18 protein-coding genes are annotated in these 20,585 nt (G+C 73.1%); 5 read left to right on the top strand and 13 right to left on the bottom strand.

What is annotated here, in order from left to right; translation table 11 throughout:
- Window positions 1-156 precede the first annotated feature (156 nt).
- Entirely contained in the window at window positions 157-1,539 is a 1,383-nt protein-coding gene (locus JYK18_RS45515) for a glutamate decarboxylase (RefSeq protein WP_206810528.1), read from the bottom strand.
- A 71-nt stretch (window positions 1,540-1,610) separates the two neighbouring features.
- Window positions 1,611-2,060: a PaaI family thioesterase gene (locus JYK18_RS45510; RefSeq protein WP_206810526.1), complete on the bottom strand. Its 450-nt coding sequence runs from the start codon at window positions 2,058-2,060 to the stop codon at window positions 1,611-1,613.
- 156 nt (window positions 2,061-2,216) lie between these two features.
- Between JYK18_RS45510 and JYK18_RS45505 the strand changes: the two genes are divergently transcribed.
- Complete coding sequence (locus JYK18_RS45505; RefSeq protein ID WP_307796372.1) at window positions 2,217-2,585, top strand: CrcB family protein; 369 nt, start codon at window positions 2,217-2,219, stop codon at window positions 2,583-2,585.
- Window positions 2,582-2,950, top strand: a complete 369-nt coding sequence (locus JYK18_RS45500) for a CrcB family protein (protein ID WP_206810525.1) — start codon at window positions 2,582-2,584, stop codon at window positions 2,948-2,950. Before JYK18_RS45505 ends, JYK18_RS45500 begins: the two co-directional genes overlap by 4 nt.
- Here the strand turns inward: JYK18_RS45500 and JYK18_RS45495 are convergent.
- A complete protein-coding gene (locus JYK18_RS45495; protein ID WP_242584609.1) occupies window positions 2,943-4,112 on the bottom strand; it encodes an MFS transporter in 1,170 nt (389 codons plus the stop codon). The two genes, JYK18_RS45500 and JYK18_RS45495, sit on opposite strands and share 8 nt — an antisense overlap.
- A 69-nt stretch (window positions 4,113-4,181) precedes the next feature.
- On the opposite strand from JYK18_RS45495, the gene JYK18_RS45490 reads away from it, so the two are divergent.
- Window positions 4,182-5,096 carry a LysR family transcriptional regulator gene (locus tag JYK18_RS45490; protein WP_242584608.1) on the top strand — a complete coding sequence of 305 codons (915 nt, stop codon included), beginning with the start codon at window positions 4,182-4,184 and terminating at the stop codon, window positions 5,094-5,096.
- 178 nt (window positions 5,097-5,274) lie between these two features.
- Here JYK18_RS45490 and JYK18_RS45485 read toward each other — a convergent pair whose 3' ends face one another.
- The 5 genes from JYK18_RS45485 to JYK18_RS45465 all read right to left on the bottom strand — a co-directional run bounded on the left by JYK18_RS45485 (window position 5,275) and on the right by JYK18_RS45465 (window position 10,939).
- Window positions 5,275-5,904, bottom strand: a complete 630-nt coding sequence (locus tag JYK18_RS45485; protein WP_206810524.1) for a response regulator transcription factor — start codon at window positions 5,902-5,904, stop codon at window positions 5,275-5,277.
- On the bottom strand, window positions 5,901-7,049 hold the full coding sequence (locus JYK18_RS45480) for a sensor histidine kinase (protein WP_206810523.1): 1,149 nt from the start codon (window positions 7,047-7,049) through the stop codon (window positions 5,901-5,903). Before JYK18_RS45480 ends, JYK18_RS45485 begins: the two co-directional genes overlap by 4 nt.
- Before the next feature lie 24 nt (window positions 7,050-7,073).
- Window positions 7,074-8,780 (bottom strand): FAD-binding oxidoreductase, encoded by a 1,707-nt coding sequence (locus JYK18_RS45475; protein WP_206810522.1) that lies wholly within the window; start codon window positions 8,778-8,780, stop codon window positions 7,074-7,076.
- Window positions 8,781-9,056: 276 nt separating this feature from the next.
- A complete protein-coding gene (locus JYK18_RS45470) occupies window positions 9,057-9,920 on the bottom strand; it encodes an LLM class flavin-dependent oxidoreductase (protein WP_206810521.1) in 864 nt (287 codons plus the stop codon).
- Entirely contained in the window at window positions 9,917-10,939 is a 1,023-nt protein-coding gene (locus tag JYK18_RS45465; protein WP_206810823.1) for an aldo/keto reductase, read from the bottom strand. The genes JYK18_RS45470 and JYK18_RS45465 overlap by 4 nt, the downstream gene beginning before the upstream one ends.
- A gap of 98 nt (window positions 10,940-11,037) precedes the next feature.
- On the opposite strand from JYK18_RS45465, the gene JYK18_RS45460 reads away from it, so the two are divergent.
- Window positions 11,038-11,604 (top strand): TetR/AcrR family transcriptional regulator, encoded by a 567-nt coding sequence (locus JYK18_RS45460; RefSeq protein WP_206810520.1) that lies wholly within the window; start codon window positions 11,038-11,040, stop codon window positions 11,602-11,604.
- On the opposite strand, the gene JYK18_RS45455 is transcribed toward JYK18_RS45460, so the two are convergent.
- Complete coding sequence (locus JYK18_RS45455; protein WP_206810518.1) at window positions 11,595-13,403, bottom strand: long-chain fatty acid--CoA ligase; 1,809 nt, start codon at window positions 13,401-13,403, stop codon at window positions 11,595-11,597. The two genes, JYK18_RS45460 and JYK18_RS45455, sit on opposite strands and share 10 nt — an antisense overlap.
- Window positions 13,404-13,452: 49 nt before the next feature.
- A complete protein-coding gene (locus JYK18_RS48235) occupies window positions 13,453-16,317 on the bottom strand; it encodes a crotonase/enoyl-CoA hydratase family protein (RefSeq protein ID WP_206810517.1) in 2,865 nt (954 codons plus the stop codon).
- Window positions 16,318-16,382: 65 nt separating this feature from the next.
- On the opposite strand from JYK18_RS48235, the gene JYK18_RS45445 reads away from it, so the two are divergent.
- Window positions 16,383-17,015, top strand: coding sequence for a TetR/AcrR family transcriptional regulator (locus JYK18_RS45445; RefSeq protein ID WP_206810516.1), 633 nt, complete (start codon window positions 16,383-16,385; stop codon window positions 17,013-17,015).
- A 135-nt stretch (window positions 17,016-17,150) separates the two neighbouring features.
- On the opposite strand, the gene JYK18_RS45440 is transcribed toward JYK18_RS45445, so the two are convergent.
- From JYK18_RS45440 to JYK18_RS45430, 3 genes are read right to left on the bottom strand one after another with little or no spacing between them, the layout of a single operon-like run.
- The gene (locus tag JYK18_RS45440; protein WP_206810515.1) at window positions 17,151-18,152 is read right to left on the bottom strand and encodes a proline racemase family protein; all 1,002 of its coding nucleotides are present in this window, start codon (window positions 18,150-18,152) and stop codon (window positions 17,151-17,153) included.
- Complete coding sequence (locus tag JYK18_RS45435) at window positions 18,152-19,069, bottom strand: dihydrodipicolinate synthase family protein (RefSeq protein WP_206810514.1); 918 nt, start codon at window positions 19,067-19,069, stop codon at window positions 18,152-18,154. Before JYK18_RS45435 ends, JYK18_RS45440 begins: the two co-directional genes overlap by 1 nt.
- On the bottom strand, window positions 19,066-20,463 hold the full coding sequence (locus JYK18_RS45430; RefSeq protein ID WP_206810513.1) for an FAD-dependent oxidoreductase: 1,398 nt from the start codon (window positions 20,461-20,463) through the stop codon (window positions 19,066-19,068). The genes JYK18_RS45435 and JYK18_RS45430 overlap by 4 nt, the downstream gene beginning before the upstream one ends.
- Window positions 20,464-20,585: the final 122 nt, after the last annotated feature.

Here is a 20,585-nt window from a genome sequence, read left to right as displayed (position 1 = left end):
CCAGGTGCGTCACCAAAAGACGCGTCCGGCGGCTGTGCCGTCTGGCAGGTACCCGACATCGTCCCGCCTCAACGCCCGCCGACGTCGGCGGGATTCGTTCGCATCGGGTCAGTGTTCTCGATGACCGGCGGCAGTTCGAGTGGTTTTTCGCGGGACTCAGCCCGGTTGTTCGGCTCCGTGCGCGAAGGCCTGCTTGGCTGCGCCGATCCCGCCCGTGCGGGTCAGGTCCGCCGTGGCCTGTCGCAGGGAGTCGAAGAACAGGTCCGCCAGGTCGTGGCTGAACCCGTTCCGGACCACCACCCGGAGCACCGAAAGGTCCTCCCGGTCCGGCGGGAAGGTGTACGCGGGCACCAGCCACCCCTGCTCGCGCAGCGCCGCCGACAGGTCGAACACCGAGAACCCCGCGTCCTCGCGCACGGTGAAGGTGAACACCGGCAGCTCACCGCCGTCGGTGATCAGTTCGTACTGGGCGAGCGCGCCGATCCGTGCCGCGAGTTCCGTGGCGACCTCCCGGCAGTAACCCTGCACCCGCGCGTACCCGGACCGGCCGAGGCGGAGGAAGTTGTAGTACTGCGCCACGATCTGCGCCCCCGGCCGGGAGAAGTTCAGCGCGAACGTCGGCATCTCACCGCCGAGGTAGTTCACCTTGAACACCAGGTCCTCCGGCAGCGCCTCCGCGTCACGCCAGACGACCCAGCCCACGCCCGGGTACACCAGCCCGTACTTGTGCCCCGAGGTGTTGATCGACGCGACCCGCGGCAGGCGGAAGTCCCAGACGAGGTCCTCGTCGCAGAAGGGCGCGACCATCGCCCCCGACGCGCCGTCGACGTGCACCGGCACGTCCCAGCCACGGTCTTCCTGGAGCCGGTCGAGCGCGGCGCAGATCTCCGCCACCGGCTCGTAGCTACCGTCGAAAGTGGACCCCAGGATGGCGACCACGCCGATGGTGTTCTCGTCGCACCGCTCGGCCGCGGTAGCGGCGTCGAGGTGGAAGCGGTCCCCGGACATCGGCACCACGCGGGCCTCGACGTCCCAGTAGTTCGCGAACTTGTGCCAGCACACCTGCACGTTCGCGCCCATCACCAGGTTCGGCCGCGCACCACCCGGGTTCCGGTGCCGCCAGCGGCGTTTGAGCGCGAGCCCGGCGAGCATGCACGCCTCGCTGGAGCCCGTCGTCGAACACCCCGGCGCGTCCCCGGTGGTGTGCCACAGGTCGGCCAGCATGCGCACGCAGCGCCGCTCCAGCTCGGCCGTGCGCGGGTACTCGTCCTTGTCGATCATGTTCTTGCTGAACGACTCGGTCATCAGCCGGGTGGCCTGGTCGTCCATCCAGGTGCCGACGAAGGTGGCCAGGTTGAGCCGGGCGTTGCCGTCGAGCATCAGCTCGTCGTGCACCAGCTGGTAAGCCACGTCCGCGTCGAGCTCGCCGTCCGGGAGCCGGTCGCGCGGCACGCGCACCGGTTCGCGGGCGAACACCGGGTTGACCGAGACCTCGTCCCGGCCGGTGCCTTCCTCGTCACGCGGGTGGATCAGCGGCACGGCTCGTGTCCTTCCTCGGCGGCGGGCTCCCCCGCGATGCTCTCCGCCGATCGGGACCACGGCCAGCGCAGTCACCCGGCCGGGGGCTCCGGGCGCGCGTCCACGCGGATCAGCGTCTGCTGGCCGGCCGCCACCAGCTTCGATCGCCCGTCCCGCACGGCGAACACCTCCAGCCGGCAGATGGTCAGCGTGCGGCCGGGCTTGAGCACCGTGCCCACCGCCTCCAGGTGGTCCCCGATCGCCGGGGCCAGCAGGTTCATCTTGTACTCCACGGTGAGCACCGTGGTGTCCTCGGGGAAGACGGTGAACCCGGCGAACCCGCCCGCGGTGTCGGCGATCGCGCTGGTGGCCCCGGCGTGGAAGTAGCCGTGCTGCTGGGTGACCTCGGGCCGCGCGGGCAGCGTGATGTGCACGACGCCCTCCTCGATCCGGGTCAGGCGCGCGCCGAGGTGGGCCATCAGCCCCTGCCGGTCGAAACTGGCCTGCACCCGTGCCCGCACTTCGGGACTGACCTCTGCCACTCGCACTCCTCGTTCCCGGGGGGGGGTCGCTGCTCCCCCACTATGCAAGATCGGTATCCTGGGGGTGCAGCACGGCGGTGGGACTCGCCGGAACCGCGGCTCCGGCCGCCAACGGTCCCTATCTGATCCGGTAGTCGTTCAGGTAGGAGCCCGCTCGTGCTTTCCCGTGAAATCCAGCTCATCGCCGTGATCGCCGCCGGTGGTGTGCTCGGCGCCTGCGCGCGGTTCGGCGCCTCCCAGCTCTGGCCCGGCATATGGACCACGGTGTGGATCAACGTCACCGGCTGCGCCGCGATGGGCGTGCTCCTGGTGTTCACCGGCGAGCACGGACTGGCCCGGCCGTTCCTCGGCACCGGCGTGCTCGGCGGGTACACCACCTTCTCCACCTACGTGGTCGACGCCCAGCGCTTCCTGCACGACGGCCGTCCCGCGCTGGCCCTGCTGTACCTCACCGCCACGCTGGCCGCCGCCCTGTTCGCGACCTGGGCGGCGGCCGCGCTGACCCGGCTGGTGGTGCGCCGGTGAACTGGCTCATGGTGATCCTCGGCGCGCTGGCGGGCGCTCCGCTGCGCTACCTGATCGACCGGGCCGTGCGGACGCGGCACGGCGGCACGCTGCCGTGGGGCACCTTCGTGGTGAACCTGCTCGCGTGCGCGGGCCTCGGCTTCCTCACCGGGGCCACCGCCGCCGTACCGGTCGCGGTGCAGCACCTGCTCGGCCCCGGCCTGTGCGCCACGCTGAGCACGTACTCCACCTTCTCCGCCGAAACGCTGCGCCTGGCCCGCACTGGCGGCACGCTGATCGCCGCGGGCAAGGCGATCGCGAGTGTCCTCATCGGACTCACCGCGGCCGGGCTCAGCAGCGCGCTGGGTCAGGCCCTGCTCACCTGAGCACACCCGACTCCGGCGCCCGGCCCAGTCCGGCGACCACCGCCGCGGCGATCGCCAGTGCGCCGCCCAACCACAGCACCGCGGTCACGCCCAGAGCGTCGGCAATCCGCCCGCCCGCCAGTGCCCCCGCCGCGATGGCCGCGTTGAACACCCCGACGAACAACGCCGAGCCCGCCTCCCTCGCCCGCGGCACCGACGCCAGCAGCCACGTCTGGGTGCTCACCGACACCCCGCCGTACGCCAGGCCCCACACCAGCAGCAACCCCACCGCCGCGGCACCGAGCAACGGGATCAGCAGCACCGTCCCCGCCAGCACCCCGCCGAGCACCACCAGCGTCCAGCGCGGGGACCGCGCGACCGCCCACCCGGCCACGAAGTTGCCCACCACCCCGGCGAGCCCGTACCCCAGCAGCAGCGTGCCGAGCAGCGCCGGGCTCACCCCGGACACCTGTTCCAGCACCGGCCGCACGTAGGTGTAGGCGGCGAAGTGCCCGGTGACCAGCAGCGCCACCACGGCCAGCCCGGTGGCGACCCGCCGCTCGGCCGCCAGCCGCAGCACGCCGCCCAGCCGCGGGCCCGGTTCGCCGGGCAACCGCGGCAGCAGCACCGCCAGCGCGAGCGCCACCACCACCGCCAGCCCGCCCGCGACCGCGAACGCGGCCCGCCACCCGGCCAGCTCGCCCAGGTAGGTGCCCAGCGGCACGCCCAGCACCGAGGCCACCGCGATCCCGCTGAAGATCACCGCCGTGGCCGCCGGGCGCCCGGGCACCAGCCGCGCGCCCAGTCCGGCGGCGATCGCCCACACCCCGCCCATGCCGACGCCGACCAGCGCCCGCGCCACCACCAGCACACCGAACCCCGGCGCCCACGCCGAGGCGAGGTTGCCCACCGCCAGCAGCAGCACCAGCGCGACCAGCGCGAGCCGCCGGTCCAGCCGGCCGAGCACCGGGGTCAGCAGCGGGGCCGACACCGCCGCCACCAGTCCGGTGACGGTCAGCGTCAACCCGGCCACGCCCTCGCTCACCGCCAGCGCCGCGCCGACCGGGGTGAGCAGCCCGACCGGCAGCATTTCCGAGGTGACCACGGTGAACGTCGCGGCGGCCGTGGCCGCCACGCCGAACCAGCCCGACCGCATGCGGTGCGGGTCCATCAGTTCTGCCATGCGCCCAGCCAATCCGCCGGGCGGGGGCCGAACAACGACCGAACCCTCATCGGCCGATTAGGCTGGCTCATGGATCGGGAGGTGGCCGTGCGCGGGCTGGAGGTCAGGGAGCTGGAGTGCTTCCTCGTGCTGGCCGAGGAACTGCACTTCGGCCGCACCGGCGAACGGCTGTTCCTCTCGCAGAGCCGGGTCAGCCAGCTGCTGCGCGCGCTGGAGAGCCGGATCGGCGCCCGCCTGGTCGAACGCACCAGCCGCCGCGTGCGGCTGACCCCGCTGGGCGAGCAGTTCCTGGCCAGGGCACGGCCCGCCTACGACGAGCTGAGCGCGGCCGTGGCCGACACCACCGCCGCCGCGCGCGGGGTGCGGGGTCTCCTGCGGCTGGGGTTCCAGGGCAGCGCCAACGACCAGCTGATGGCCGCGATCGACCGGTTCGCCGACCGGTGGCCCGGGTGCGACACCGAGGTGGTGGAGGTGCCGCTGGCCGATCCGTTCGGGCCGCTGCACCGGAACGAGGTCGACGCCGCGGTGGTGCTGCTGCCGGTGGAGGAACCCGAACTGGTGCTGGGGCCGGTGTTCTCGCGGCGGCAGCAGACGCTCGCGGTGTCCGTGCGCCACCCGTTCGCCGCGCACCCGTCGGTGACGGCCAAGGAGCTGGCAGACTGCGCCCTGATCGGCATCAAGGATCCGGCACCTCCGTACTGGCGGGAGTTCCAGGCACCGGCACGCACCCCGGCCGGGCGGCCCGTGCCGCCCGGTCCCCAGGTGAGCACGCTGCAGGAGGGGCTGGCGCTGGCGGCGGCCAGGCGCGGCACCATGCTGCTGTGCCAGCCCACCGCCGAGCACCACCGCCGGGCCGCGCTGGCCTACCTGCCGGTCACCGGCCTGCCCGACTCGGCGCTCGGCCTGGTCTGGCACCGGGACCACGCCACGGCGACCATCCACGCCTTCGCCGAAGCACTGGCCGACACCACCGGAGTCCACTGAGGACATTCCGTCGGCGGAACCGGGTGGCGGCCGCCAGGCACACACCGTGCTTTCGCCCGCCGCGCCCCGCCACCTGATCGGCGCGCTGCCTCGGCGGGAGCGAGGTGCTGGCCTGCTTCGGCCACGACCACACCAACGCCGGGATCGCGCGGCGCCCGCTCGCCCAGCACGCGGGCCTCTAGTCCGCCGTCTTCGGCACCAGCAGGCCGCGGTTGAAGGCCTCGTTCACCGCCGCCGCGCGGTCGCTGACGTCGAGCTTGCCGTAGATGTTGAGCAGGTGGGACTTCACCGTGGCCTCGGTGATGAACAGCTTCGCCGCCGCCTCGCGGTTGGTGGAGCCCGCCGCGACCAGCCTCAGCACCTCCAGTTCGCGCGCGGACAACGGGCTCGTGCTCGCCGAGCGCACCTTGTTCATCAGCAGCGCCACCGCCGACGGCGCGAGCACCGGCTCACCCCGCGCGGTCGCCCGCACCGCCCGCAGCAGTTCGTCGCGCGGCGCGTCCTTGAGCAGGTAACCGGTCGCGCCCGCCTCGATCGCGGGCAGCACGTGGCTGTCGGTGTCGTACGTGGTCAGCACCAGCACGCGCGCGCCGGCGGCGGCCAGTTCCCTGGTCGCGCTCACCCCGTCCACGCCCGGCATGCGCAGGTCCATCAGGATCACGTCCGGCCGCAGCACCCCGGCCAGCCGGACCGCCTCGGCCCCGTCCGCGGCCTCCCCCACCACCTCGAACTCGGGGTCCCGCCCGAACAGGCTGCTCAGCCCGTCCCGGACCACCGGGTGGTCGTCCACGATCAGCAGCCGGATCATCCGATCGGCACCCTGGCCGAGATCCCGGCGCCCGCGCCGGGTTCCGATTCGATCTGCAGCGTGCCGGACAGCCCCTCGATCCGCTGCCGCATGGCGATCAGCCCGAACCCGCTCCCCCGCCGCGCCGGGTCGAACCCGCCGCCGTCGTCGCGCACGTCCAGCGCCACCTCGGTGTCCAAATAGGACAACGTGACGCCGACACGGCCCGCCCGCGCGTGCTTGGCCACGTTGGCCAGCGCCTCCTGCGCGGCCCGCAGCAGCGCGTCCTCGGCCCCCGGTCCCACCGGCCGCACGGTACCGGTGGTGGTGACCTGGACCGGCACCCCGTGCCGCGCCGACCACCGTTCGGCCACGTCCGCCAGCGCCTCGCCCAGCCGGGCCACCCGCAGCGGCGCCGGGCGCAGCGCGTCCACCGAACGCCGCGCCTCGGTCAGGCTCTCCCTGGCCAGCCCGGTCGCCGTGCCCAGGTGCCGCCGCAGTACCTCGGGCTCGTCGACGGCCTGCTCGGCCGCGCGGAGCTGGCTGATGATGCCGGTCAGCCCCTGCGCCAGGGTGTCGTGGATCTCGCGTGCCATCCGCTGCCGTTCCTCGTGCACACCCGCCTCCTTCGCCCGCGCCACCAGCCGTTCGTGCAGGGCGGCGTTCTCCGCGAGCATCCGCAGCCGTTCGGCGGTGCGCTCGTCGTCGCGCCAGGCGTACCACGCGAACAGGCACAGCGGTACCACGTTCGCGGTCACCACGGCGGCGTAGACGAGCCACCCGAGCGCCGTGCTCTTGTCCACGCCGTACGCCTGGGCGGTGCCCGCGACCACCGACACCGCCGCGACCCCCGCCAGCCGCCACGGCCACCGCAGCACCCGGAACGCGAAGAGGTACCCGGCCGGGCTGAAGAACCCGAACCACGGCGCCCGGAGCACCAGCACGGCCATGAGCGCCACCAGCACGGTGAAGAACACCGCCATCACCCGCGGGCGTTCCCGCCAGCCGGGGCGCAGCGTGTGGACGCACAGGATCCACAACGCCACCAGCGCGCACAGCACCAGGTCCGCCACCACCGGCTCGCCGTCCGGGACCCGGAACGCCACCGTCATCCCGGCCAGCGCGGCCAGCAGGGCGTACGGCACCACCCCGGTCACCCAGTCCATCAGCGCTCCTCCCGGCCGCCCCGATCACGTGGGCGGTTCGACGCCCAGAGCGTGCCCGAACACCCCGCGCGGGTCCCAGCTTGCCTTGATCCGCCGCAACCGCGGGTAGTTGTCCTTGTAGTACAGCGTGTGCCCCGGCACGCCGGAGGTGTTCCACGCCGGATCGAGAAGGTCCACGTCCGGGTAGTTGATGTAGGAGCCGTCGTCGACCTCGCCGGGCACCGGCACCCCGCCGGTTCCGGCGTACACGTCGCGGTAGAACTCGCGGACCCAGGTCAGGTTCGCCGCGTCGTCCGCCTCGTCGGCCCACGAGGTGAAGTAGACCGCCTTCATCACCACGTCCCGCTGGGCGATCGCGGTGTCCTCCGGCGCCACCGCGCGGACCTGGCCGCCGTACCCGATCAGCAGCATGCCGGACTCCGGCCGGCCGGTGGGATTGGTCAGGTGGCGGTGGATCGCGGCGAGCTGCGGGGCGGTCGGCGTCCGGCGGAAGTAGGCGGCCTTGTTCTTGTACCGGCGGGCTTCGGCGCTCCCGGACTCGCCGGTGCCCGGCCAGGTCAGCTTGTGCAGCCAGGAGAACCGGCGCCGGAGGTCGGCGATCGGGGTGACACCGGTGCCCGCGGTCAGCGCGGCCACGAACTCGGTGACCAGCTCGTCCGCGCCGGGCAGCCCGCCGTCGATCTGCACGGCCAGCGAGAAGTACCCGCTGCTGCGGTGGGTCAGCAGCAGGATCGCGTAAATGCCGTTGGCCCGCGCGCCCGGTTCGCTGTGGTGCTCGTGCCAAGTGCCGAAGTTGCGCAGGAGCGTGGTGAACGCCTGCTCGCTCATGCCCTCCCACGACCAGGCGAGCACGCACTCGAGCATCTCGCCCGGCGACGCGGGCAGCAGCCGGGAGGGGTCCCCGCTGGTGCCGGGGGTCCGCAGCCAGTACCGGGTGACCACCCCGAAGTTGCCGCCGCCACCCCCGGTGTGCGCCCACCACAGGTCGGGGTTCGGGTCGTCCGGTTCGCGGGTGGCCACCACCACGCGGGCGCCGTCGCGATCGGCCACCACCACCTCGACGGCGTACAGGTGGTCGACCACCGAGCCGTAACGCCGCGAGAGGGCCCCGTACCCGCCGCCCGCGAAGTGCCCGCCCGCGCCGACCGCGGGACAGCTGCCGCCCGGGATGGTCACGCCCCAGCCCTTGAACAGGGTCCGGTACACCTGGCCCAACGTGGCGCCCGGTTGCACGGAGAACGCGCGCATCGCGGGGTCGTAGGCGACCTCGTCCATCGGGGAGAGGTCGAGCAGCAGTTTCACCGCCGGGTCGGCGGTGAAGTTCTCGAAGCAGTGGCCACCGCTGCGTGGTGCGACCCGCCGCCCGGACCGCACGGCGTCGGTCACCGCGCGCACCACCTGCTCGGCCGAACCCGCGACGCGGATCTCGTCCGGTCGTCCGGCGAAGCGGAAGTTGTTGCCGCGCAACAAGCTTTCGTACCGCGGATCACCGGGCCGGATCCGCACCGGCCCGAACCCGCCCGCCCCCGCGGCCGATGCCGGGTCCGCCCCCGCCGCCTCCGCTGCCAGACCGGGCCCCGCCCCCGCTGCAAGACCAGGACCCGCCGCCGAACCCGGCCCCGTCGCGGGGGCCGCCACCGCCGCGGCCGCCCGCCCGGCCAACCCGGCTCCCGCCACCGCCCCCGCTCCGGCGATCAGCACCCGCCTGCTCACCCCGTGCCCCTGACCCATCGCCCACTCCCTCCGCCTGGTGTGCCCCCACCCTTCCGCGCCCAGCCCGCGCGCACATCGGCCGATCTCCGGACCGGGACGGCTGAGATCCGCCTCCACCGATCGGCTGAGCCGCCTGAGCTCCGGTCATGCGCGTGCTGATCGTGGAGGACGAGCCCTACCTGGCCGAGGCGGTCCTCGACCGCGACATCCCCGGCCCTCCGGCGACGACCATCCCGGCACCGCGGTAGCAGCCCCGCGATTTTCACCTACGTGCGCCAACCGTAATACGGCGTATTACGCAGCGCTCGTGATCAGTTCGTCGGCGACCCAGCGCGCCACCCCGGCGGGATAGGGAGCCGCCAGGCCCAGCACGATGTGCTCGAACCCGGCCCCGGTCGCCTCGGCGATCGCGGCCCGGGTCTCGCCGGGGCGCTCGTAGGAGACCGGCAGGAAGATCGAGCGCGTGATCTCGGCCGGGTCGCGGCCGATCTCGGCGCAGTAGCGGTCCAGCAGCGCGCTGCGCTGACGCGCGTCCTCGATGTCGCCACCGGGGATGTTCCACAGATCGGCGTGCTCGGCGACCACGCGCAGCGTCGACGCCGCCCGGCCGCCGATCATGATCGGCGGGTGCGGGCGCTGCACCGGTTTCGGGTTGCCGAACGCCCCGGCCAGCTTGACGTGCTCGCCGTCGAAGTCGAACGGCTCCTGCTCCGTCCACAAGCGACGGATCACCGTCCACGCCTCGGCCAAAGCCGCCACCGCGTGCGCGGCGTCGTGGTAGGGCAGGCCGTGCCCGTCGTACTCGCGCCGGGCCAGCGGGTGGCTCGGGCGCGAACCGGCGCCGATGCCGAAGTCGAGCCGTCCGCCCGAAACGTGGTCGACCGTGGTGGCCATCTTCGCCAGCATCGCCGGTGGGCGGAACCGGTTGCTGGTGACCAGCACGCCGAGGCGCAGGCGCCGGGTGCTCGCGGCCAGCGCGGAGAGCAGGGTCCAGCCTTCGAGCACCGGCCCGGCCGGGTCGCCGCCGATCGGCATCAGGTGGTCGAAGACCCAGGCGTGCCCGATCTCGGGGATCGTGTCGGCCTCGGCCCAGACCCGCAGCACGTCCGCGTAGGCAACCTGCTGCGGAGCGGTCATGATTCCGAAGTGGACGGTCATCGGCGCCGCCGCAGCGCCGGGTCGAGCAGGGCGGGCGGGGTGTCGTGCTTCTCGTCCGGGGCGAGGTCGGTCCCCGGCGCGACGATCTCGTCGATGGCGTCCAGCACGTCGGCGGACAGCACGGTGTCCGCGGCGGCGAGCTGCGAGCGCAGGTGGTCCAGCGTGCGCGGGCCGATGATCGCGCTGGTCACCGCGGGGTGCGCGGTGGTGAAGCCGAGCGCGAGCTGGATCAGCGTCAGGCCGGCCGCCTCGGCGACCTTGGCCAGGCGCTCCACGGCGTCGAGCCGGGCCCGGTTGGACGGCCTGCCGAGGTCGAAGCGCTCGGGCAGCACCGACGAGCGGTTGGTGGTGATCTCCTGGCCCTCGCGGACCGCGCCGGAGAGCCAGCCCGAGGCCAGCGGGCTCCACACCAGCACGCCCATGCCGTACTCCTCGGTCACCGGCAGCACGTGGGCCTCCACCCCGCGCTGCAGGATCGAGTACGGCGGCTGCTCGGTGACGTACCGGCCGAGGTGCCGCTCCCGCGCGGTCCACTGCGCCTGCACGATCCGGTACGCGGGAAAGGTCGACGAGCCGAAGTAGCGGATCTTCCCGGCCTGCCGCAGGTCGGTCAGCGCCGACAGCGTCTCCTCGTCGCTGGTCGCCGGGTCCCAGCGGTGCATCTGGTAGAGGTCGACGTGGTCGACGCCGAGCCGGCGCAGGCTGTTCTCCAGCGCGGTGACCAGCCAGCGGCGCGAGGTGCCGCGGTGGTTGCGCTCCTCGCCCATCGGCATGTGCGCCTTCGTGGCCAGCACGAGGTCGTCGCGGCGGCCCGCGATGGCCCGGCCGAGGATCTCCTCGGACTCGCCCTGGCCGTACATGTCGGCCGTGTCGACGAAGTTGATCCCGGCTTCGAGCGCGGTGTCGACGATGGCGGTGGCCTCGTCCTGGCCGGTGCGGCCGATGGCACCGAAGTTCATCGCGCCGAGCGCGAGGGTGCTGACCTGCACACCGGTGCGCCCCAAGGTGCGGTACTGCATGAGGGTGCCCTCCATGGCATCATGAGCAAACGGAACGTTGCTCCACTAACCATACGGAGCACTGTTCCGCTTCGCAACCCCCCGGCAGTGGAGGCACGGTGAACGACGGACCCCGGTCCAAGCGCGCGGACGCGCGGCGCAACGAGAAGACCCTGCTGGACGCGGCGGCCGCGGTTTTCGTCGAGTCCGGTGTGGACGCTCCGGTGCGGGAGATCGCGGCCAGGGCGGGCGTCGGCATGGGCACCATCTACCGCCACTTCCCGACCAGGGCGGACCTGGTGATCGCGGTCTACCGGCACCAGGTCGACGCCTGCGCCGAAGCCGGGCCCACCCTGCTGGCGGCGAACGACTCGCCGTACGCCGCGCTGACGCGGTGGATCGACCGGTTCGTCGACTTCCTGGTGACCAAGCACGGCCTGGCCGCCGCCATGCAGTCGGACGACAGCGGGTTCGAGGCGCTGCACGCCTACTTCCTCGACCGGCTGGTGCCGGTGTGCGCGCAGCTCCTCGAAGCGGCGACCGAGGCCGGGGAGATCCGCACCGAGCTGGCCGCGCTGGAACTCATGCGCGGCGTCGGCAACCTCTGCATCGGCGCGGGCCCCAGCTACGACGCCCGCAAGCTGGTCGCGGTGCTGATTTCGGGACTACGCCCCGATCACTCGTAGAACGCTGCCAGCAGCTTGGCGTTGTTGGTGGCGACCACGTTGCGCTTGACCTTCATCGACGGGGTCAGCTCCCCGGACTCGATGCTGAGGTCGTTGTCGAGGATCTCCCACTTCTTGACCGTTTCCCACCGGTTGAGCCCGGCGTTGAGCTGGTCGACGTACCCGGCGACCATCGCGCGCACCTCCTCGGAGCGCACGATCTCGTGGTAGCTCTTGCCCGCCATGCCGTGCTCCCCCGCCCACGAGGCGATCGCGTCCGGGTCCAGGGTGATCAGCGCGACCACGAAGTTCCGCTGGTCGCCGAACACCAGGAACTGGCTGGCGTACGGGCAGATCGCGGCGAACTTCGATTCGATCGCGGTGGGCGCCACGTACTTCCCGCCGGAGGTCTTGAACAGGTCCTTGAGCCTGCCGGTGATGGTGAGGAAACCGTCCTCGTCGAGGCTGCCCTTGTCCCCGGTGCGCAGCCAGCCGTCCTCGGTGAACGAGTTCGCCGTCTCCTCGGGCAGGTTGTGGTACCCCGCCATGATGTGCGGGCCGCGCAGCAGCACCTCGTCGTTCTCGCCGATCTTGACCTCGGCGCCGGGCAGCGCCCGCCCGACCGTGCCGAACCGGTTGGTGTCCGGGTGGTTCACCGCCGCGCCGGCGGTGTTCTCGGTCATGCCGTAGCCCTCGAGGATGAGGATGCCCGCGGCGTGGAACCACTGCGCGATGTCGCGGTTGAGCGCCGCCGAGCCGGAGATGAAGAACCGCACCCGGCCGCCGAAGCGCTCCCGCACCTTGCTGAACACCAGCTTGTCGAACAACCCGTGCCGCAGCTTCAGCAGCGGCGGCACCGGCTTGCCCTGGCGCCGGAGTTCGTCCACCCGCAGCCCGTCCGCGAACGCCTGGGTGAACAGCTTCTCCTTCACCCCGCCCTCGGCGGCCTGCATGGTCTGGATGCGCGCGTAGGCCTTCTCGAAGATGCGCGGGGCCGCGCCCATGAAGGTCGGCTTCACCGCCGCGCAGTTGTCCACGATCTTGTCCACGCGGCCGTCGATGGCGGTGGCGAAACCGCAGGCGAGCTGCGCCGAGAGCAGCACCTTGCCGAAGGCGTGCGCCATCGGCAGCCACAGCAGCTGCAGGTCGGTCTCGTCGAGGATCTCCTGCACCTTGATCGCCGCGCCCTCGTAGACCCAGCCGCGGTGCTTGAGCCGGACGCCCTTCGGCTTGCCGGTGGTGCCGGAGGTGTAGATCAGCGTGGCCAGCTGGTCCGGCTGGATCGCGGCGGCGGTCTCCTCGACGGCCTTCGGGTGCTCGGCGAGGTAGGCGTCCCCGAGTTCGGCCAGCGCGTCCAGGCCGAGCACGAAGTCGCCGTCGGCCTTGCCGTCGAAGGTGACCACCTTGGCCAGCTTCGGCAGGGACGCGCGGTTCGCGGTCACCTTGGCGATCTGCTCGTCGTCCTCGGCGAAGAGCACGCGGCATTCGGCGTCCCCGAGGATGTAGGCGGTGTCCTCGGCGTTCGTGGTCTGGTAGACGGTGGTGGTCGCGCCACCGGCGCACATGATCGCCAGATCGGCGAGGATCCACTCGTAGCGGGTGCCCGAGGCGATGCCGACGCGCTGCTCCGGTTCCAGGCCGAGCGAGAGCAGCCCGGCGGCCAGCCTGCGGACCTCGTCACTGGCCTGCCGCCAGGTCACCGACTTCCAGCCCTCGCCGGCCGGGTAGCGGAACGCCTCCCGATCCGGGGTCTCGGCGACCCGGTTCAGGAACTGGACGGCCACGCTGGGCTCGAGGTGGTCGACGAACTCGGCGCTCATGGGACTGGCTCCTTCGTGGCGGCGGAACGGGGGCGGCGGAACGGGTGGATCAGCGGCCGGACCAGACCGGGGCCCGGCGCTCGGCGAACGCCGCGATCCCTTCGCGTGCATCATCGGACAAAAGCACCGGACCGGCCAGCTCGCTCTGCCGGGCGAAACCTTCCTCGGGGGCCCAGCCGGGCGCGGCGTCGATCATCTCCTTGCCGACGCGAACCGACAACGGTGCGTTGGCCGCGATCGTGCCCGCGAGCTCCAGCGCCGCTTCGAGCGCGGTGCCCGGCGGCACCACCCGGTTGACCAGCCCGAGCCCGGCGAGGCGTCCGGCGGACAGCGGTTCGGCGACCAGCGCGAGTTCGAGCGCGACCGCGCGGGGCAGCCGCGTGGCCGTCCGCCAGAGCCCGCCCGCGGCCGCCAGCAGGCCGCGTTTCGCTTCCGGCAGCCCGAAAACCGCGTCCTCGGCGGCCACGATGAAGTCGGCGCAGAGCGCCAGTTCGAAGCCACCGGCGAGCGCGGCGCCCTCGACCGCGGCGATGGCCGGCTTGACCGGCGGTTCGGCGGTCAGCCCCAGCGGGCCCCGGCGATCGGTGACCGGCACCGCGCCCCGGTTCGCCTCGGCCAGGTCCATGCCGGCGCAGAAGGTGCCCCCGGCGCCGGTCAGCACCAGGACGCGCACGGACGGGTCGGCTTCGGCGTCGTCGACGGCCTGCTCCAGCGCCAGCGCCAGGCGCCGGTTCACCGCGTTGCGCACCGGCGGGCGGTCGAGCGTGATGACCGCGATCTGGCCGTCCGGGCCCCGGCGCTCGGTGCGCACGGGCGCGTCGGGCGGGGGCGGCAGTTCCTGGCGTTCGCGGTCGACGACCTCGATCCGGCCGTCGGCGACGCGGACGCGGCAGCGCAGGAGGTCGCGTGTTTCCTCCCGTCGCAACAACACCCGGGCGCCGTCGTCGGTGAGCACGCTGAGCAGCATCGCCTCGGGCTCGCCGTCCGGCCGGTAGACCAGGGTGGCCGCTTCGACCACGCCCTCACCGTCCAGTTCGGTCAGCGCGGGGCGGGTGGCCGGACGGGTGAACGCCGGGCGCAGGTGCGCGAACGCCTTCTTCGGCGGTGTCGCGGAGTAGACGCCGACGGAATGCTTCGTCGCGTACCAGCCGAGCGAGGTGGTGAGGCCGACCTCGGCGGGCGCGTCCCGCAGCAGCGGCACGATCGACGCCACGGCGTGCGTCCCGTAGTTGTTGCCCGGCCCGCCCGCGGAGGTGAGCCCGCCGGTGACGCTCAGCGGCCGGTCCGGGTCGTCCCACGGCAGGCCGAGCGCGTTCGCCGCCAGCTGGACCGCGGCCGGGAAGCACGAGTAGAGGTCCACCGGGCCGAGTTCGGCCGCGGTGATCCCGGCGTGGCCGAGCGCGGCGGCTCCGGCAGCCGCGATGGCCGGGGATTCGGCCAGGTCGGCCCGTTCGGAGACGAACCACTCCTCGGTGGCCGACGCCCCGGCATGCACGAAAACCCAGCGGTCCTGCGGCACGCCCGCCGCGTGTGCCGCGCCCGCGCTGGTCACCACCACCGCCGCGGCGAGGTCGACCTGGAGGTTGGCGCAGAGGAGTTTGGTGTACGGGTCGCTGACCCAGCGGTTGCGCTCGGTCGGGGTGGCGATCTCCTCGGGGGTGCGCGCGGTCGGGTCCCACGCGTACGGGTTCAACGCGGCCACCTGCGAAAAGCGCGACCAGAGTCCGGCGATCCGGTCGCGGTGCTCGTCGGGCGCGGTTCCGGCGCGGCCCCGCAGGGCCGACTCCAGCAGCGGGTAGACGAAGATCGGCGCGCCGAGGCCCACGGCCGTCTCGGCTTCGTTGTTGGCGGGCCGGTCCTGGCCGATCTTCCGGTCGGGGGCGGCGTTCTCCGGTTGCCGGGTCCAGCCGGGATCCTGCTTGAGCGCGGCCATCGTGGCCCCGGCCTCCGCACCCGAGATGAGCGCGATCTCCGCCCGGCCGTCGATGATCTCCTGGGCGGCGTCGTTGATCGCGAGCTGCCCGCCGTCACCGCCCTGGGCGCTGGTCTGCACGGTCATCGCCCGGGTGGCGCCGACGAGTTCGGCGACCGCGCCCGCTTGGTCGGCGTAGCTCCAGGACGCGCTCGGCACCGCGTAGACCAGATCCGCCTGGGCCAGCAGGTCGGCACCCGCGTCGGCGGCGGCCGCGCGCAACGCCTCGGCGGCGAGCGCGACCGGCTCGCGGGGTGCGTCGAGGTCCGGGCGCCGGTTCACCACCTGCCCGACGCCCACCACGACCGGCGTGCGCGGGTCGATCAACGTGCCGCTGCGCTCGTGGCGGATCGGTTCGGACGACACGGAAAGCCGCCGCCCCTTCGTGCCCTGGACCAGTTCGGCGAGCGCGGAGATGGATTCGTGGAGTGCCCGTTCGACGCTGTGCACGGCGGTCGACCCGACCGGGCCGCGCACGGGTGCCCCGTCCAGCGCGCCGTCCAGGCGGAGGACCGCGCCGTCCGGGGCCGGTCGCACGGAGCACCACAGGCCGAGCGTGATGCCCATCGGCCCGGTCCCGCGCAGGGCGAACCCGTGCTCGTCGGCCCGTTCGACCACCCACCTGGCCTGGGCGGGGATGTCCATCAGCCGGATCTGCTGCACGAACTCCGCGCCGGGCTCGATCCGCTCCGGCCGTTCACCGCGCCAGGCCGCGTGCAGGGTCAGCCATTCGTGGGTGCGGCCGAGGTCGCGGGCGAGGTCGACCACCGCGGCCGGCTCGGCCGCGACCGCGCCGCTGGCGGTGACGTGGCGGGCGTAGCCGTCGATCCCGTCCGGCGCGGGCACCTCCGGCAGGTCCGCCGTGGTCGCGCTTTTCGCACGCGTGAACGCGGTGCGCACCAGTGCGGTCGCGACCGTCCGGGCTGTGCGCCACCTGTTCATCGCTCACCCTCCGGCAAAAGCAGTCCGATCAGACCGTTTCGGGATCGTGCCAGTAGAGTGGCCCGGTGTCCACACCCCGCCAGGACCGCGCCACGGCGACGCGGGCGCGACTGATCGAGGCGGCTTACGCCTGTTTGCTGGACGGCGGCTACGCGGCCACCACGGTCGGCGCGGTGCAGCAGCGCGCCGGTGTGGCACGCGGCACACTGTTGCACCACTTCCCCACCCGCGCGACGCTGATGGCCGCGGTGGTCGACGACATCGCCGAGCGCCGGATGCGGGTCCTCGGTTCCGGCACCGAACCGGCGGCCGGTGGCTGGGACGGCGTGGTCGACCTCGTCTGGCGGGACCTGCAGAGCCCGGCGTTCTCCGCGGCGCTGGAACTGTGGGTCGCCTCGCGCACCGATCCCGACCTCCGAGCCGCGCTCGCGCCGGTGCAGCAGCGCGTGATCACCGCCGCGCGCCGGGCGATCATCGAGCGCGTGGGCGACGGCGACCCGCGGGTGCCGACGCTGGCCCAGTTCACCATCGACCTGCTGACCGGGACCGCGCTGAGCCGCGTGGTCGACCCGGACGCCGAGGTCACCGTGGTTGTCCAGCGGTGGAAGCAGACGCTGGCGCTGCTCAGCGGGGGTGTCCGGGACAGTCCCGCACACCCGGAACCGTTGCCGGGGCACCCGGCTCCCCGCTTGCCTTGACCCGGAACCGAGGCAACCGAAGGGGGAGTCCAGGAAATGGCGGAACCGAAAACGGGCACCACGCCCAAGCGCTGAGGCGGAACCGAGGGGACGAAGGTGGCTTCGGGGGGTCCCGCCCCCGAAGCCACCTTCGGGTCAGAGCACGAAGCCGGTGGGGAACGGGTCGCGCGGATCGAGCAGGTAGTTCGCCGTGCCGGTGATCCACGCGCGGCCGGAGAACTCGGGCACCACCGCGGGCAGCCCGCCGACCTCCGTGGTGCCGAGCAGCTGCCCGGTGAACCTGGTCCCGATGAACGACTCGTTGACGAACTCGGTGTGCAGCGGCAGTTCGCCCCGCGCGTGCAGCTGCGCCATCCTCGCCGAGGTGCCGGTGCCGCACGGCGACCGGTCGAACCAGCCGGGGTGGATGGCCATCGCGTTGCGGGAGAGCTTCGCGTCCGAGCCGGGCGCGAGGAACTGAACGTGCTTGCAGCCGCCGATGTGCTCGTCCACCGGGTGCTGCGGCCGATTGTGCTCGTTCACCGCGGCCATGATGCGCAGCCCGGCGTCGAGGATGTCGTGCTTGCGCGCCCGGTCGAACGGCAGGCCGACGCTCTCCAGGTCCACCACGGCGTAGAAGTTGCCGCCGTAGGCCATGTCGTAGCGGACCTCGCCGAGGCCGGGCACGGGCACCGTGGCGTCGAGTTCGACGGCGAAGGCGTCGACGTTGCGCAGGGTCACCCGCTCGGCCACGCCGTCGCGCACCTCGACCCTGGCGTGCACCAGCCCGGCCGGGGTGTCCAGGCGGACCAGCGTCTCCGGCTCGGTCACCGGCACCATGCCGGTCTCCACCAGCACGGTGGCCACCCCGATGGTGCCGTGCCCGCACATCGGCAGCACGCCGCTGACCTCGACGTAGAGCACGCCCCAGTCGGCGTCGGGCCGGGTCGGCGGCTGGAGGATCGCCCCGCTCATCGCCGGGTGGCCGCGCGGTTCGTCGACCAGGAACCGGCGCAGGTCGTCGAGGTGGTCGATGAAGTGGCGGCGGCGGGCGGCCATGGTGTCACCGGGGATCGGCGCCACTCCCCCGGTGATCACCCGGGTCGGCATGCCCTCGGTGTGCGAGTCGACCGCGCTCAGCGTCCGGATCGAGCGCATCAGGACCGCCCCGCCAGCGCGTCGATCGCCCGCGCCAGGTCCGCGCGCACCTGGTCGTCGTGTGCCGGGATCAGCGGCCCGCGGGGTGGGCGACACGGTCCGCCGTACCGTCCGACGAGGTCCATGCCCAGCTTGATCGCCTGGACGAACTCGGTGCGCGAGTCCCAGCGGAACGCGGCCACCAGCGGTTCATACAGCGCGCGGGCCCGGGTCAGGTCGCCGTTGAGGGCCAGTTCGTACAGTTCGACGGACTCGGCCGGGACGACGTTGGGGAATCCGGCGAACCAGCCGGTGGAGCCCATCAGCAACATCTCCAGCGCGACGTCGTCGGCGCCGCTGATCACGGCCAGGTCCGGCGCGTGCTCCTTGATCTCCAGCACCCGCCGCACATCGCCGGAGAACTCCTTGACCGCGACGACGTTCTCGATCCGCGCGATCTCGCCGAGCAGTTCGGGGGTCAGGTCGACCTTGGTGTCGTGCGGGTTGTTGTAGACCATCACCGGCAGGCCCGCCGAGGCCACCGCCTCGAAGTGCGCCAGCACCTCGCCGCGGTTGGCGCGGTACATCGTCGGCGGCAGGCAGAGGACCCCGTGCGCGCCGTCCTCGGCGGCGAGTTCGGCCCAGTGCTTCGCCTGGTGCGAACCGACCCCGTGCACGCCGACCACGACGATCCCGTCGTCGCCGACGGCTTCGATGGCGGTGCGCGCGACGCGGCGGCGTTCCTCGTCGGTGAGCGAGGAGTACTCGCCGAGCGAGCCGTTCGGGCCGATGCCGTGGCAGCCGTTGTCGATCAGCCAGCGGCAGTGCTCGGCGTAGCGGTCGTAGTCCACCGCGAGCCCGGCGGGCGCGGAACTGTCCTCTTTGTACGGAAGGGCGGTCGCCACGACGACGCCACCGAGGTTCTCCCTGGTGCTCAACGGTTCTCCTCTGTTCGCAGGTTCGCCAGCTCGCCGAGCCGGATGGGCTGGGCGATCGGCCGGTGGTGCGATCGGCCCACTTCGGCACCGGCCGCGGCGCTGAGTGCGGCGACGGCGGGGCCGCAGATCCGGCCTTGGCAGGGCCCGAGCCCGGCCCGGGTGGCGAGCTTGACCGAGCGGGCGCCGGCGGTGACGGGGGTGGTCAGCGCGCGGGTCAGGCAGGCGTGGTCGACGGCTTCGCAGCGGCAGACCACCGTGTCCGGGCGCAGCCAGCTCGTCCAGCCGGGGCCGATCGGGTGGGCTTCGGCGAGCCGGCGGCCGAAGGCGCGGCCGCGGTCCCGGCGGCGCAGCGCCCCGGTGATCCGCCCGGGATCGCCGCCGGCGGCCAGCCAGCCCGCCACCGTTCCACTGTCCACAGCGGACGGTGCACCGGCGATCCCGGTGATCTCCCCGGCGGCGAACACGCCGGGGCGGCTGGTGCGCTGGCCCGCGTCCACCAGCACCGAGTCGCCCCCGAGTTCGCAGCCGGCGGCGGCGGGGAGTTCGAGCTGCGCGGTGAACCCGTGGCCGACGCACACGGCGTCGGTGGTGAGGGTGCGCTCGGTGCCCGGGATGATCGTCCAGTCGGGGCGCAACCGGGCCACCACCACCTCTTCGACCCGGCCGTCACCGCGGGCCTCGATGACCGCGCGGCCCATCCGGTAGGGCACGCGGTGGCGGAGCTGACCGGCCGCGTATCCGGCGAGTTCGGCGGTTTTCCCGAGGTGTGGCAGCAGTTCTTTCGGGTTGCGGGTCCAGCCGCGCAGCACGGTCCGAGGCTGGTTGGCTTCGAAGACGGCTTGGACGCGGGTGTCCACTTGCACCAGCGAGGCGGCGACGGGGAGCAGGAAGGGGCCGGTGCCGGACACCACGACGTTCTCGCCGACGGCCAGCCGCTCGCCCTTCGCCAGCGCCTGTGCCGCGCCGGCGGTGAACACCCCGGGCAACGTCCAGCCGGGGAAGGGCACCACCCGATCGTGCGCGCCGGTGGCCAGCACGAGCGCGTCCGGGTGGAGCGTGATGCTTTCCCGATCGGCGCCGTCCGCGATGCCGCGCAACGCTCGCACTCGCGGGGGCTGGTCGTCGCGGGGTTCCAGCGACCACACGGCGGTCTCGTTCAGCCAGGTGCAGCGGGGGTGCCCCAACACCCAACCCCGGCGGCGGTCGAAGGCACGCCAGCCGTGGTGGATGGTCTGGGGCCGCTCAGCCCGGAAGGCGGTGGGGAGCATCCGGTGGTACTGACCGCCGGGCTGTTCGGCCGCGTCGAGCAGGCTCACCTGAGCTCCGGCGCGCAACGCCGCTTCAGCCGCCGCCATCCCCGCCGGCCCCGCCCCGACGATCACCACGTGAGTCATCGCCTCTCCCCTCCTGCTCGGTCGCCCACCTCGCCACTCATCAGGTCACCACCCGCGCCCGACCAGCGGCCATCACCACACGAGCCGTCACGCCTCCACTCCCCGTTCGATCGCCCACCCCG

The sequence above is a fragment of the Amycolatopsis sp. 195334CR genome (genome assembly GCF_017309385.1).
Lineage (GTDB): Bacteria > Actinomycetota > Actinomycetes > Mycobacteriales > Pseudonocardiaceae > Amycolatopsis.
The sequence above is the reverse complement of the archived record's forward strand: the minus strand, read 5'-3'. Positions and strand labels throughout refer to the sequence as shown.

Excerpts from the sequence above, each read along its gene's own strand:
- JYK18_RS45455 (WP_206810518.1), bottom strand. The coding sequence starts at position 13,403 with ATGAGCGCCGAGTTCGTCGACCACCTCGAGCCCAGCGTGGCCGTCCAG.
- JYK18_RS48235 (WP_206810517.1), bottom strand. The coding sequence starts at position 16,317 with ATGAACAGGTGGCGCACAGCCCGGACGGTCGCGACCGCACTGGTGCGC.
- JYK18_RS45490 (WP_242584608.1), top strand. The coding sequence starts at position 4,182 with ATGGATCGGGAGGTGGCCGTGCGCGGGCTGGAGGTCAGGGAGCTGGAG.
- JYK18_RS45480 (WP_206810523.1), bottom strand. The coding sequence starts at position 7,049 with ATGGACTGGGTGACCGGGGTGGTGCCGTACGCCCTGCTGGCCGCGCTG.
- JYK18_RS45440 (WP_206810515.1), bottom strand. The coding sequence starts at position 18,152 with ATGCGCTCGATCCGGACGCTGAGCGCGGTCGACTCGCACACCGAGGGC.
- JYK18_RS45465 (WP_206810823.1), bottom strand. The coding sequence starts at position 10,939 with ATGCAGTACCGCACCTTGGGGCGCACCGGTGTGCAGGTCAGCACCCTC.
- JYK18_RS45475 (WP_206810522.1), bottom strand. The coding sequence starts at position 8,780 with ATGGGTCAGGGGCACGGGGTGAGCAGGCGGGTGCTGATCGCCGGAGCG.
- JYK18_RS45430 (WP_206810513.1), bottom strand. The coding sequence starts at position 20,463 with ATGACTCACGTGGTGATCGTCGGGGCGGGGCCGGCGGGGATGGCGGCG.
- JYK18_RS45495 (WP_242584609.1), bottom strand. The coding sequence starts at position 4,112 with ATGGCAGAACTGATGGACCCGCACCGCATGCGGTCGGGCTGGTTCGGC.
- JYK18_RS45470 (WP_206810521.1), bottom strand. The coding sequence starts at position 9,920 with ATGACCGTCCACTTCGGAATCATGACCGCTCCGCAGCAGGTTGCCTAC.
- JYK18_RS45485 (WP_206810524.1), bottom strand. The coding sequence starts at position 5,904 with ATGATCCGGCTGCTGATCGTGGACGACCACCCGGTGGTCCGGGACGGG.